This window comes from Saccharothrix longispora (assembly GCF_030852425.1).
Classification (GTDB): Bacteria; Actinomycetota; Actinomycetes; order Mycobacteriales; family Pseudonocardiaceae; genus Actinosynnema; species Actinosynnema longispora.
This window is the reverse complement of the sequence record NZ_NSDM01000011.1, coordinates 47,532-60,503: the sequence shown is the minus strand read 5'-3', so window position 1 is coordinate 60,503 and position 12,972 is coordinate 47,532. Positions and strand designations below refer to the sequence as shown.

Genomic DNA, 12,972 nt, shown 5'->3' with positions numbered 1-12,972 from the left:
GCGGGCGTCGGGCGTTCGCGACGGGGCGGTTCGGCGCGCGCAGGCATGGCCCCATTAAAGCAACGGCGTTTAGTAAACGCCACGCGTGCGAGGATGACCAGGTGCCCAACTTGCGCTTCCTGCGGGGATACAACGACGCGGTGGTGCTGGGCCTCGCCCGGTCCGGCGCCGTCACGAGGGTCGAGCTGGCCGAGCGCAGCGGCCTGACCCCGCAGGCGGTGTCGAAGGTCGTCGGCCGGCTCATCGCGGACGGCCTGCTCGTCGAGTCCGGCACCCGCAACGTCGGTGTCGGCAAGCCCCGCACGCTGCTCGAACTGGTCGCCGACAGCCGCCTCGCGCTCGGCGCGCAGGTCGAGCGGGACGAGCTGCGCGTCGTGCTCACCGACCTCTCGGGCACCGTGCTCGACCGCGCCGTGGCGCCGCTGCCGCGCGACTTCGACCCGCCCGCGTTCGTCGGCGAGCTGACCCGCCTGGTCGACGGCCTGCGCGACGACCGGCTCCTCGGCGTCGGCATCGGGTTCGTCGGCCCGCTCGACCACCGCACGGGCGTCGTGCACTACCCGACGGGGCTGAGCGCGTGGCACGACGTGCCGCTGCGCGCCCTCGCCGAGCAGAGCCTCCGCCTGCCCGTGGTCGTCGACAAGGACACCAACACCGCCGTCGTCGCCGAGGCGTGGCGGCGCGGCGAGGAGGTCCGCGACGCCGTCCTCGTCCTCGTCGGCACCGGCCTGGGCATCGGCATGCTGCTCGACGGCCGCGTGCACCGGGGCGTGCGCACGAACGCCGGCGAGTACGGGCACACCACGCTCCAGGTCGACGGGCCGGTGTGCGTGTGCGGGCGCACGGGGTGCGTCGAGGTCCTGCACAACCTCGCCGCCGCGCGCGGCGACCTGGTCGGCGCGACCGACGTCGTCGGCATCGCCGTGGCCGACCTCGTGCAACTGCTCGACATCGACCACGTCGTGCTCGCGGGCCGCGCGGTGCTCGCCGAACCCGCCGCCTACCTCGACGGGGTCCGCGCCCGGCTGCCCAAGGACGAGTGGCTCCCGGTGGACGTGTCGATCACCCCGCTGGGGGATGACGTGGTGGCCGCGGGGGCCGCGATGCTCGTCCTGAGCGAGTTCTACGGCCGTCCCCGGTGACGAATTGGAGATGCCCTGCTCACGGGCACCCGCGCGGGTGATTCACTATCCGACATGCATGCGCTCCGGTACGCCGTCGGCACGGACCCCGGCCTGCGCCGCGAAGCGAACGAGGACTCGGTCTACTTCAGCGACCGCCTCTTCGCCGTCGCCGACGGCATGGGCGGCCACGCGTACGGCGAGGTGGCCAGTTCGATCGCGATCGCGGTGCTCGCGGACCTCGACCCGGAGGCGGACGACCCGCTCGGCGAGCTGAACGGCGCGGCCCGGGAGATCGCCATCCGGCTGACCGACCTCGCCGAGGAGAACTTCGACATGCGCGGCATGGGAACCACGCTCACCGCGCTGTGGTGGGACGGCGAGCGGTTCGCCGTCGGGCACATCGGCGACTCGCGCTGCTACCTCGTGCGGGACGGCGAGCTGACCCAGGTCACCCGCGACCACACGATGGTGCAGGCGCTGGTCGACGACGGCCGCATGTCGGCGGAGCAGGCGGGCGAGCACCCCGGCCGCTCGATGCTGATGCGGGCGCTCCAGGCGGGCAGCGCGCACGACCCGGACCTGTTCCAGCAGGACGCCGCCGAGGGCGACCGGTACCTGATCTGCTCCGACGGCCTGTCCGACGTGGTCGCGCCCGCCGAGATCGCCGAGCTGCTCACCGCGTCGGCCGACGGCGACGAGACCGTGCGGATGCTGATCGAGGCGGCCAACGCGCGCGGCGGCCCGGACAACATCACGTGCGTGGTCGTGGACGTGGTGCCCGCGGGCAACGCGTCGTGGCTGCCGAAGTGGCTGCGCCGCTGACCGTGCCCGCCGACCTGCCACCCACCGTCGACCTCGCCTGGCGCGACCCCGAGCTGGAGCGCGCCGCCCGCGCGCTCGTCGCCGGCGACACCGGCCCGGCCCGCGCGCTCCTCGCGGCCACCCACGACCCCGAGCGCCGGGACCTGCGCGTCGACGTGCTCGGCGAGGCCGGGCAGCACGTGCTGCCCGCGCTGCACTCCGCCGTGGACGAGCGCCACGACGCCGACAGCCTGCTCCTGCTCGGCAGCGCGCTCAACGCCGCCGCGTGGGAGGAGCGCGGGGAGGCGTACGCGCAGTACACCGAGGAGGACCGGCTGGCCCGGTTCCTCGACCTCGCCGACCAGGCCCGAACCGCGCTGCGCCGGGCCGCCGAGCTGGCGCCGGACGACGTCGTGCCGTGGGCGCAGCTGATGAGCCTCGCCCTCGGCGCCCCGGAGCACGACCAGGACGGCGACCAGGTGTTCGTCCGGGTGCAGATGCTGTGCCCGGACCTCGTGTCGGCCAACGAGCACCGGCTCCAGATGCTCGCCGACAAGTGGTACGGCAGCCACGAGCGGATGCTGGAGTTCGCCCGCGTCCGGGTGTCCGACCTGCCGGCGGGGCACCCGCTGCTCGCACTGGTCCCCGCCGCCCACGTCGAGGTGCCGCTGCGCGACGCGGAGTCGGTGAGCTTCCGCCGGCGGTGGCGGTCGATCGACTACCTGGCGAGGCGGGTCGTGCGGCTGGAGGTGGCGGCCGTGTCGGACCACCTGCTCGCGGCCGGTGAGGTGGAGCGCGGCCACCCGCGGTGGATGCGCGCCAACCAGGTGTTCGCGACCTACTACGCCGGGGTCGAGGCGGTGGCCGGCCTGAAGCGCGAGGACGTTCGCAGGTTCCTCGGGCACATGGCGGAGGCGGGGGAGCGGGCGTCGCGGTGGCCGTGGTCGTACTTCGGCGACCACCACGCGGAGTTCGCCAAGGCCCGGATGCTCGCCGACAAGCTCAGCTGAGCCCCGGCCCGAGCCCGAGGAGGCCGGCCAGGGCCGTCCGGCCGGACGGGGTGAGGCGGACCGCGCGGCCCGTGCCGACGCGGCGCACCCAGCCCCGTTCGTGGAAGTGGGCGCACAGGTACGCGCCCGCCGCCCCGGCCAGGTGGGAGCGGCGCTCGGTCCAGTCCAGGCAGGCCCTGGCCGGCGGGCGGCGGGCCGGCGGGGTGAACCCCAGGTCGTCCAGCCACGCGCGGCCCGCGTCGGTGACGGCGAGGTCCGGGGTGAGCAGGCCCCGGCCGGTCATGGCGTCGGCGACGGCCACGCCGAGGCGTCCCGCGAGGTGGTCGTAGCACGTCCGGCCCCGGCGCAGGGCCTCGTCGGCGGTGGCGGCGCGGAGGGTGGGCCGCTCCGGGCCGGTGGGGCCGAGGTGGGCGAGCAGGTGCTCCAGGAGCCCGGCCTGGTCGGGGCCCGCCAGCTGCACGTAGCGGTGGCGGCCCTGGGCGCGGCGCACCAGCAGGCCGCCGTCGACCAGGCGGGACAGGTGTTCGCTGGCCGTGGACGGCGCGACGCCCGCCGCGGCGGCGAGTTCGCCGGTCGTCCACGCGCGACCGTCCAGCAGGGAGAGCAGGAAGCGCACCCGCGTGCGGTCGGCCAGCAGTGCGGCCAGGTCGGCCAGTTCCTCGGCTGCCACGCCGACAGTGTGCGCCGTCCGCGTTTCGGCGGGCGCCGAAGCGTCCCGGTCCTAGCGTGACCGGTGTGGACGAGCTGATGCGCGAGGACTACGCGGTCGTGCCGGTGCCCGAGGCGGGGACGGGGGTCGCGTGGCTGCGCGCGTCCGTCGCGCGGTTCAGCGAGGGGGAGGCGCACGTCCGCCGCCGGGCCGTCGCGGAAGCGCTCCTGTCCGCAGTGGACACCGCGCGGCTGCGGCGGCCCGGCGACCCCGTCGCGGTGCTGGCGCGGGCGCTGGGCCTGCCGTCGTCGGTGGCGGGGGACGTGGCGCTGGTGGCCCGCTGCTACCAGCCGCACCTGCCCGTGGCGGCCGGGGCGGACGCGGCGGTGGAGCGGCTGGTCGCGGTGTGCGGCGGCACGCGGGACGAGGTGACCGCCAACCGGATCGGCCTGCTGGTGCAGGCGTGCGACGCGACGAGGGCCCTGGTCGCGGGCGTCGAACCGCCGGTGCCGGTGACGCGTCGGCTCGCCCCGGACGGCTCGGTCGTCGAGGTGGACCTGAGCGGCGCGTGGTTCGGCGCCGGGCGGCACGCGTGCCCGGCGCGGGAGCACGCGTCGGCGCTGGTGGAGGGCGCGCGGGCGTTCCACCGGCTGCACGACGACTTCCTCGTCCTGCCGAACGCGTGGGACTTCGCCTCGGCCGCGGCCCTCGTCCGGGCGGGCTTCCCGGCGGTCGGCACGACCAGCCTGGGCGTGGCGGCGGCGCACGGCGTGCCGGACGCGGCGGGGCTCGCGCGGGACGAGGCGGTCGCGCTGGCCCGGCTGTTGGTGCGGCTGCCCGTGCCGGTGACCGTGGACGTGGAGGCGGGGTACGAGGGGGCGGCCCTGGCCGCCGAGCTGGCGGAGATCGGCGTGGCCGGGGTCAACGTCGAGGACGGCCGGGGCGCGGGGCTCGCCGACCCGGCGGAGCAGGCGCGGCTGGTGCGGGCGTTCAAGGAGGCCGCGCCGGGGCTGTTCGTCAACGCCCGCGTGGACACGCACTGGCTGGGCGTGGACCGCGGCTCGACCGTGGAGCGGGCGCTGCGGTACGCGGACGCCGGGGCGGACGGCGTGTTCGTCCCCGGCCTGGCCGACGAGCGCGGCATCGAGGAGGTCGTGCGGGCGGTGCCGCGACCGCTGAACGTGCTGGCGCAGCTGGACGTCCGGGTGCTGCGCGACCTGGGCGTGCGGCGGGTGAGCACGGGGTCGCTGCTGTTCCGCGCCGCCCTCGGGGAGGCGGTGCGGGCCGCGCTCGCCGTGCGGGACGGCGGCCCGGGGCCGGTGGGGGCACCCACCTGCGAGGAGGTGCGGGACCTGGGTGGGGAGGGCGGTGCGGCGTGGGCCGGGGGCGGTGTTGCGCGTCCACCGAAGCGCGTGAGCGCGGGCTGACCCGCTCCCGGCCCGACCGCCGCGTGGTCCTACACCGTCTCGGACTGCGGTGCGGCCTCCGGCGCGGTCTTCCCGCGGCGGGTGCCGACGACGGCGTCCACCAGCAGGAACGCCAGCAGCGACAGCCCGAACAGGGGCACGAACCAGCCCACCAGGGCGGCCACGACCAGGACCGCGACCAGCTGGGCGCGCGGCACCTTGCGCCACTGGCCGCGCGGCACGGGCCTGCCGAAGCCGCGGGTCGGCCTGCGCAGCCACCAGACCCGGTAGCCGAGCACGACCAGCGCGACCAGGCCGAGGCCCAGGGCGAGCAGCAGGAGCTGGTTGGGCCAGCCGAACAGCACGCCCATGTGCGCGTCGATGCCCCACCGCGCCAGCTTCGCCATGAACGGGTAGTCGTCGAACCGCACCTCGTCCACGACCGCGCCGCCGGTGACCGCCACCGCGTCCACCTGGGTGGGCCAACCGCGCTCGATCTCGGTGACGTGCCACGGCATCCCGGCCATCGCCGGCGGGGTGACCTCGACGAGGGCCGCGTCGACCCCGCCGACGCCGCGCGCCGTCTCCACGATCGAGTCGATCTCGCCCGTGGCGGGCGGGATGGGGTCGCTCATGTCGTGGCCCGCGTGGTCGCCCGGGCCGAGGGACGGCGTGGACCAGTCGAGCGCCGCGCGCAGCGCGGAGACGTTCTCACCGGCGTAGGTGGACCAGGTCAGGCCGGTGGCGGACAGGAACAGCGCGCCGAGCAGCACCCACAGGCCGAGCGTGGCGTGCCGCTTGGTGGTGGGCTTGAGGCGCTGCGCGCGGCGGCGGCTGAACCACAGGAACACGCCGCCCAGCGCGACCACCCACAGCCAGGACGCGGCCAGCTCGCTGTAGAGCCTGCCGGGTTCGCCGAGCATCAGGTTGCGGTGGACGGTGTCGATCGTGGTGCGCAGCGGCAGGACGCCGCTGGTGCCGTAGGTGTCGAGGGTGCCGACGACCCGCGCGTCCGCCGGGTCGACGAACACCGTGGGTCGGGCGTCGCCCTCGCCCGCGAACAGCACGCGGGTGGTGTCGCCGGGGCCGGGCGCGGGTCGCACGGCCACGGGCAGGTCGCCCTGCCGCGCGTCCACGGCGGCCTTGACCTGCTGGGACAGCGGAACGGACTGGGCGGACTCCGGCACGCGCAGCTGGTCGGAGTACAGCCACGACTCCAGCTGGGGAGTGGCCGCGTAGAGCACGCCGGTGAGGGCGGCGACCAGCACGAACGGGCCGACGAGCACGCCCGCGTAGAAGTGGAAGCGCAGCACGAGGCCGCGCCAGGACTCGGACATGGGAGCTCCTGGGTACGGGGAGGCGCCACCGGTCCCGGTTCGGGGCGGTGGTGTGGGGAGGGCGCGTACCTAGGGGCGGGGCGGGCCGCGGCGGGGGACCGCGCGGCGGCGCAGGACGTCCGACAGGGGGTGGTCGGGGTGCGCGGCGATGGGGATGCGCAGCGGCGCCGCGGCGGGCTGCGGGGCGAGGCGGCGCGGCAGCACGGCCGCCAGGGCGGCGGCGAGCCGGAACACGGCGCCCTCGAAGCCCGCGAGGGCCGAGACGACGACGGCGGTGGCGAGCACGTGGGCCAGCAGCATCGACGGCGGCGGGACGAGGTCGCGCTCGTGCCGGGACAGCACGGCGAGGAGCACGTGCGCCGCCACCTGGACCGCGCCGACGAGGCCGAGCAGGTCGCCGAAGCCGAGCCTGCGGTCGGTCAGCGGCGCGCACGCGCAGCCGATGGACAGCGCGAAGACCAGCACGTGGGGCGGGGAGGGCAGGTGGCCGCCGCCGGCGGCGTGCGCCAGGACGGCGAGCAGGCCCGTGGACACACCGACCGCGCCGCAGCGCACGACGCGCGCGGCGCCTCGGGTGGGGGCCGGTGCCACGATTCCGCAGCGTAGCGGCCGGACGAGTGCGGAAGAAGACCCGAGGGAGGATCGCGGCAGGGCCAACCGGACCACGTTGTCCGGGCGACCCCTATTCGCCGCTATTCACGCCCATTCGCGTGGAATATCGACGCCTCAGTTGTAGGGTAGTCCGCCGAACGGGCCGGTGGCCGCCGTGGCAGCGGTGGTGAAGAGCGTGACCAGCAGGGCGGCGACGAGCACTCGTCCGATTCGCATGCGTTCTCCAGTCTGGTGTGGCCGGGGAATTTCGTTGATTACCGTGCCGGCAGTCCGCGGGCCGTGGAGCGTAATCGGCGTGAACAAACAGCGGACCGGGTGGCATTCAGGTGAATTCGAAATAAGGTAACACCTTGTTGACGGGGGGTTAGCACCGTATTCTGACAGTGTGCGCGCCGTCACACTCCGCCTCGTCGGTCGCGAGCGGGAGCTGGGCCGCCTCCTGGCGCTGGTGGACGACCTGGCCCAGGGGCGGGGCGCCGCGCTGCTCGTCGAGGGCGAGGCCGGCATCGGCAAGACGGCACTGGTCAAGGCGGCGTGCGAGGTCGCCGCGGCCAGGGGCTTCCGGGTCTGCCGGGGCGCGGGCGACGAGCTGGGCCGCCCCCTGCCGCTGCTGCCGCTGCTCGACGCGCTGGCCGCCGGCCGTTCCGAGAGCTCCGCCGCCACCGCCGAACGGCTGCTCGCCCGGGTGGACGACCTGTGCGCGATCGGCCCCGTCGTGCTGGTGCTCGACGACCTCCAGTGGGCCGACAAGGCGAGCGTGGCCGTGTGGCGGTGGCTCGCCGAACTCGTGGACCAGCTCCCGCTGCTGCTGGTCGGCGTGCTGCGGCCGCTGCCGCGCCGCGACGACGTGGCGGTCCTGCGCAAGGGCGTGGAACGCCTGCCGCTGCCGCGCCTCGACCCGGTCGCCGTGGTCGAGCTGGTCGGCGCGCTCACCGGCGGCACCCCCGACGAGGCGCTGGCCAGGCTCGCCGAGGACGCCGGCGGCAACCCCCTCTACCTGGTCGAACTGGTCGAGGCGCTGTTGCGCGGCGGCGCGGTCGAGGTCGACGCCACGAGGATCGCGCGGCTCGTGCAGCTGGGTGTGCCGCCGTCGCTGTCGGCCGCCATCGCCGACCGGATCGGCTTCCTCGGCGCGGACGTGCGGCGCGTGCTCGTCGCCGCCGCCCTGCTCGGCGTGGACTTCCCGGTCGCCGATTTGGCCGCTGTCCTCGACCGCCGCGTGGTCGAGCTGCTGCCCGCGCTCCAGGAGGCCACCGTGGCGGGCGTGCTGGTCGACGGCACGGCCGGCCTGTCGTTCCGGCACCCGCTGGTGCGCACCGCCCTGTACGACGAGGTCCCCGAGGCGGCGCGCGGCGCGTGGCACGTCGAGGCGGCCCGCGCCCTGGCCGACTCCGGCGCGGGCGTGGACCGGGTCACCCGGCAGCTGCTCGCCGCCGACGACCGCGTGCCCGACTGGGTGGCGGACTGGCTGGTGGTGCACGGCTCGATGCTCGTCGCGCACGCCCCCGAGGCCGCCGTCGACCTGTTCGGGCGGGTCGTGACCTCGCCGAGCGCGGGCGAGCGGCGCGGCGTGCTGCTCGCGCACCTGGCGGAGGCGCGGTTCCGCTGCGGCGACCACCACGGGGCCGAGTCGGTCGCGCTGGCCGGCCTGGAGCACGGCGCGCTCGTGGACCTGCACTGGACGCTGGCGCAGTGCCGCAGCATGACCGGCCGGTCGGCCGAGACGCTGGCCGAGGTGGAGCGCGCGCTGGCCCTGCCGCACCTGACCTCGTCGGACCGCGCCCGGCTGCTCGTGCTCGCCGCCCGCGCGCACTGGGACATCGGGCAGCTCGACGACGCCGAGCGGCTCGCCGCCGCGGCCCTGGTCGACGGCGACCGGCGGGCCACGAGCTGGGCGCTGCACGTGCGCTCGATCGTGGCGATGGTGCGCGGCCGGATGGCCGAGGCGCTGCCCCTGTTCGACCGCGCGCTGGCCGTCGCGATGGGCGAGCCCGCGACGTCCGACCTGCGGCTGCTGCTCCAGATCAACCAAGCGGTGACGCTGGGCGAGCTGGACCGCGGCGCGGAGGCCATCGCCTCGGCGCAGGTCGTGCGGCACGCGGCCGAGCAGGTCGGCAACCTCGTGCGGCTCGCGCAGGCGCAGAGCGCGCTCGGCCAGCTCCTGCTCGACGCCGGCCGGTGGGACGAGGCGCTCGTCGACGTCGACCTGCTCCCCGACGACCTCAAGCACCCGCTGGTGTCGCGCTGCGACCACGGCGTCGCCGCCCTGGTCCACCTGCACCGCGGCGACTCGGCGGGCGCCCGCCGCCACCTCGCCGCCGCGGGCGCCGACCTGGGCGGCCACGTCGTCGGCCCGCTGTCGCTGGCACTGAGCCTGGAGCTGGAGCAGGCCGGGAAGGCGCGCGAGGCGTGGGCCGTGCTCGACGCCGGGTGGGAGTCGGTCGAGGACCTGCTGCCCGACACCGTGCGGCTGGCCGTGGAGCTGGGCGAGGACGCGTCCGCCGCGGTCGCGCGGGCCGAGGCGCTGGCCGTCGAACCGGCCGTGCCGCACCGCCGCGCGTCCGCCCTGCACTGCCGGGCCCTGGTGGCCGGCGACCCGGACGGGCTGCTGGCCGCCGCCGAGGAGTACCGGGTGGCGGGCCGACCGCTGTACCGGGCCGCGGCGCTGTCCTCCGCAGCCCTGCTGTTCGCCGCCGCGGGCGACCGGTCCGCCGCGCGGGACGCCATGGGCCGCGCCGTGGAGGTGCAGGAGGAACTGGGCGCGGAGTGGGACACGACCCGCCTGCTGGCCCGGCTGCGCGAGCACGGCATCCGGCGCGGCCCGCACGCCAAGCACCGGCGGGCCACGCACGGCTGGGACAGCCTCACCCCCATGGAGTTGAAGGTCACCGACCTCGTCGTGACGGGCCTGTCGAACCGGCAGATCGGCGAACGCCTGTTCCTGTCCGGCCGCACGGTCGCCACGCACGTCTCGCACGTGCTCGCGAAGCTCGGCGTCCGCTCCCGCACCGACATCGCGCGCGAGGCCATCCGCCACCGGCGGCCCGCCCGGGACCCGGGGTAGCGCGCCCGCCCGGTCACCCCGCCCGGTGGGGGCCGCCGCGCCCGACGTCCGCGCGGCGCGCGTGGTTGGCGTGCTTGCGCGCGGCGAAGGCGTGCGCCTCGGCCAGCAGCGGGCGCACCGCCTCGAACGTGGCGTCGCTCGGCGACACCACGCACACCCAGTGCAGACCCGCGTAGACGGGGTGCGGCATCAGCACGTCCCGCGCCGCGTGGTCGACCTCGCCCGGCGTCGACCCGACCACCGCCGCGTACCCCGCCCGCGTCAGGCCGATGTTCAACCGGTAGTCGTCCGTGCCGTCGAGCGCGGAGCTGTCGTCGTAGGCGTCCCCGGTCACGATCGTCGCGAACGGCACCTGCCGCTCAGGCGGGAGGTCGCCGTCCGGGTCGTAGAGGAAGAACGTGTCGCCGTTCGCCTCCGGCGCCCTGACCCCGTCGAACGTCTCGTCGATGTACCGCGTCACCCGCTCGGCATCCATGCTTCGAGTGTTCCATTGAACTCCTTTGTGAGGGTTCGGCGGAGGAATGGCCGGGAACGGCGGCGTGAACCCTCAAACCGGGGGTTCCCGGACCTGGCAGCCCGCGGGTCCGGGGCGGCAGGCGGCGGCGCGGGCGAGCAGCAGGGTGCGCTCCCGCCCGTTGCGGGTCATCGCGGCGCCCCGCTCGAACTCCACCCGCGCCTCGGCGTGCCTGCCGAGCTTCGCCAGCAGGTCGCCGCGCACGCTCGGCAGCAGGTGGTAGTCCTTCAGCGCCGGGGCGTCCACCAGTTCGTCCACCAGTTCCAGGGCGACGGCGGGCCCGAGCGCCATCCCGATCGCGACCGCGTGGTTCAGCTCCACGATCGGGGACGGGGCGACCAGCGCCAACGCCTCGTACAGGCCCGCGATCCGGGCCCAGTCGGTGTCCTCCGGGGTGCGTGCCCGCGCGTGGCACGCGGCGATGGCGGCCTGGAGCGCGTACGGCCCGGCCGGCCCGCCCAGCGCCTCGGCCCGCTCCAGGGAGGCCAGCCCGCGCCGGATGAGCAGCTGGTCCCAGCGCGCCCGGTTCTGCTCCATCAGCAGCACGGGCTCGCCGTTCGGGCCGACCCGCGCCCTGGACCGGGACGCCTGGATCTCCAGCAGCGCCACCAACCCGTGCACCTCGGGTTCGCGCGGCGCGATGCCGGCCAGCACGCGGGCCAGCCGCAGCGCGTCCTCGCACAGCGCGGGCCGCATCCAGTCGTCGCCCGCGGTGGCCGAGTAACCCTCGTTGAAGACCAGGTAGATCACGCCGAGCACGGACGCGAGCCGGGCGGCCCGCTCGTCCTCCGCCGGCACCTCGAACGGGACGCCCGCCTTGGCGAGGGTCTTCTTCGCCCGCACGATCCGCTGCGCCACCGTCGCCTCGGGCACCAGGAAGGCGCGGGCGATCTCCCCGGTGGTCAGGCCGCCCAGCAGGCGCAGGGTCAGCGCGACCCGGGCCTCGGTCGACAGCACCGGGTGGCAGGCGGTGAACACCAGGCGCAGCAGGTCGTCGTCGATGTCGCCGACGCCCGTGCTCGCGTCCGGCACGTGGTCCCGCGCGGTGTCCCGGCCGATCTGCTCCAGCTTGCGCTGGTAGTTCCGCCTGCGTCGGATCTGGTCGACGGCCCGGTTCTTCGCGGCGGTCATCAGCCACGCGCCGGGGTTGCGCGGGATTCCGGTCCCCGGCCACTGCTCCAGGGCGCTGACGAGCGCGTCCTGCGCCAGCTCCTCGGCCAGGCCCACGTCGCGGACCATCCTCGCCAGACCGGCGATCAACCGCGCGGACTCGATCCGCCACACCGCCTCGACCGCGCGACGCGCGTCGGTAGCCATCACGGTCCGGGATCAGACCAGCTACCGGCGCGCGTCGGCAAGGCGGTCGGCCTCCCTCAGCCCCGCGTGGTCGGGTAGCCCTGCTGCGCGCGCAGCTCGTTCTCGCGGTCGACCAGCTCCTGCGGCGCGTTCGCGAAGTCCTCGGACTCGATCACCTGCCGGACCTCGATCTGCGAGTGCCCGCCGGACGTGTTCGGCACCCGCTTCACCCACTCGACGCACTCCTCCAGGGACTTCACGTCGAGCAGCCAGAAACCCGCGATCAGCTCCTTGGTCTCGGTGAACGGCCCGTCGACCACGGTGCGCTCGTCGCCGTCGAAGAACACCCGGGCGCCCCGCGAGCTGGGGTACAGGCCCTCGCCGGCGAGCAGCACGCCCGCCTTCACCAGTTCCTCGTTGAAGGCGAGCATGTCCACCAGTTCCTGCTCGGTCGCCTCGGTGCCGGCCTCGCTCGCCTCGGTCGCCTTCACGATCACCATGAAACGCATCGTCGTTCTCCTCTTCGGTTCATCGGCCCGGTACATCCTGGCCCCTGCGGGGGCGACGAACGAGCCCCACGCGAAATCGACGCGGTGCCGGAACTTTTCCGGAGTTCTTTTTCGGGGACGCCGGCCGGCGATTCCCGGGTGAGGGGAGGCGAGCCGGCGGCGTGGTCGTGGAGGGCCTCACCGGCGCAGCGCCCGCCGGAGCGTGAACGCGCCCGGCCCGAGGGCGGAGAGGAGCAGGAACGCCCAGCAGTACACGGCCGCCAGCTCGCCGTTGTTGTGGATCGGCAGCAGCGCCACCGGCTGGTGCACGGTGAAGTAGGCGAAGGCCATCACGCCGGACAGCACGAACGCGGCGGGCCGAGCCCACAGGCCCAGCAGCACGAGCACCGCGCCGGCCAGCTCGACGACGCTGCCGTACCAGCCCGGCCACGAGCCGAACGGGACCGCGGCGCCCTGGCCGTCGACCCCGCCGAAGAAGCCGAGCCCCATCAGGCCGTGGAAGCCGAACAGGAACGACACGACCAGCCGGAACACGCCGAGCGCGACGTCGTTGCGCTTGGCGGTGCGGGTGTCGGTGGTGGTGTCGGTGGTGGTGGTGTCGGTGGTCATCGCGGGTCCTCCCGGGTCGTCTTGCCAGGGCGACGAACGGG

The 12,972-nt window shown here is 75.4% G+C and carries 12 protein-coding genes; 5 read left to right on the top strand and 7 right to left on the bottom strand.

Translation table 11 applies throughout. From position 1 onward, the window contains the following. Positions 1 to 101: 101 nt before the first annotated feature. Genes CKY47_RS24185 through CKY47_RS24175 form a run of 3 tightly spaced genes read left to right on the top strand, consistent with a single transcriptional unit; the run spans position 102 to position 2,935 of the window. A complete protein-coding gene (locus CKY47_RS24185) occupies positions 102 to 1,142 on the top strand; it encodes an ROK family transcriptional regulator (RefSeq protein WP_306748354.1) in 1,041 nt (346 codons plus the stop codon). Between the two features lie 54 nt (positions 1,143 to 1,196). Beyond that, positions 1,197 to 1,946: a PP2C family protein-serine/threonine phosphatase gene (locus CKY47_RS24180; protein WP_306748353.1), complete on the top strand. Its 750-nt coding sequence runs from the start codon at positions 1,197 to 1,199 to the stop codon at positions 1,944 to 1,946. After that, positions 1,919 to 2,935 carry a hypothetical protein gene (locus CKY47_RS24175; protein WP_306748352.1) on the top strand — a complete coding sequence of 339 codons (1,017 nt, stop codon included), beginning with the start codon at positions 1,919 to 1,921 and terminating at the stop codon, positions 2,933 to 2,935. Before CKY47_RS24180 ends, CKY47_RS24175 begins: the two co-directional genes overlap by 28 nt. Here CKY47_RS24175 and CKY47_RS24170 read toward each other — a convergent pair. After that, positions 2,928 to 3,605, bottom strand: a complete 678-nt coding sequence (locus CKY47_RS24170; RefSeq protein ID WP_306748351.1) for an ArsR/SmtB family transcription factor — start codon at positions 3,603 to 3,605, stop codon at positions 2,928 to 2,930. The two genes, CKY47_RS24175 and CKY47_RS24170, sit on opposite strands and share 8 nt — an antisense overlap. 65 nt (positions 3,606 to 3,670) lie before the next feature. Here CKY47_RS24170 and CKY47_RS24165 point away from each other — a divergent pair, with 65 nt between their 5' ends. Then, on the top strand, positions 3,671 to 5,011 hold the full coding sequence (locus CKY47_RS24165) for an isocitrate lyase/PEP mutase family protein (protein WP_306748350.1): 1,341 nt from the start codon (positions 3,671 to 3,673) through the stop codon (positions 5,009 to 5,011). Positions 5,012 to 5,040: 29 nt separating this feature from the next. Here CKY47_RS24165 and CKY47_RS24160 read toward each other — a convergent pair whose 3' ends face one another. After that, positions 5,041 to 6,327 (bottom strand): PepSY-associated TM helix domain-containing protein, encoded by a 1,287-nt coding sequence (locus tag CKY47_RS24160; protein WP_306748349.1) that lies wholly within the window; start codon positions 6,325 to 6,327, stop codon positions 5,041 to 5,043. A gap of 69 nt (positions 6,328 to 6,396) precedes the next feature. Beyond that, entirely contained in the window at positions 6,397 to 6,918 is a 522-nt protein-coding gene (locus CKY47_RS24155) for a hypothetical protein (RefSeq protein WP_306748348.1), read from the bottom strand. A 406-nt stretch (positions 6,919 to 7,324) separates the two neighbouring features. Between CKY47_RS24155 and CKY47_RS24150 the strand changes: the two genes are divergently transcribed. Continuing rightward, positions 7,325 to 10,003, top strand: coding sequence for an ATP-binding protein (locus CKY47_RS24150; protein WP_306748346.1), 2,679 nt, complete (start codon positions 7,325 to 7,327; stop codon positions 10,001 to 10,003). A 13-nt stretch (positions 10,004 to 10,016) separates the two neighbouring features. Here CKY47_RS24150 and CKY47_RS24145 read toward each other — a convergent pair whose 3' ends face one another. From CKY47_RS24145 to CKY47_RS24130, 4 genes are all read right to left on the bottom strand, one after another. Further along, on the bottom strand, positions 10,017 to 10,478 hold the full coding sequence (locus CKY47_RS24145) for a DUF6194 family protein (protein WP_306748345.1): 462 nt from the start codon (positions 10,476 to 10,478) through the stop codon (positions 10,017 to 10,019). 72 nt (positions 10,479 to 10,550) lie between these two features. Then, on the bottom strand, positions 10,551 to 11,834 hold the full coding sequence (locus tag CKY47_RS24140; protein WP_306748344.1) for an RNA polymerase sigma factor: 1,284 nt from the start codon (positions 11,832 to 11,834) through the stop codon (positions 10,551 to 10,553). A gap of 56 nt (positions 11,835 to 11,890) precedes the next feature. After that, positions 11,891 to 12,322, bottom strand: a complete 432-nt coding sequence (locus tag CKY47_RS24135; protein ID WP_306748343.1) for a YciI family protein — start codon at positions 12,320 to 12,322, stop codon at positions 11,891 to 11,893. 177 nt (positions 12,323 to 12,499) lie between these two features. Then, positions 12,500 to 12,931 (bottom strand): DoxX family protein, encoded by a 432-nt coding sequence (locus CKY47_RS24130; RefSeq protein WP_306748342.1) that lies wholly within the window; start codon positions 12,929 to 12,931, stop codon positions 12,500 to 12,502. Positions 12,932 to 12,972: the final 41 nt, after the last annotated feature.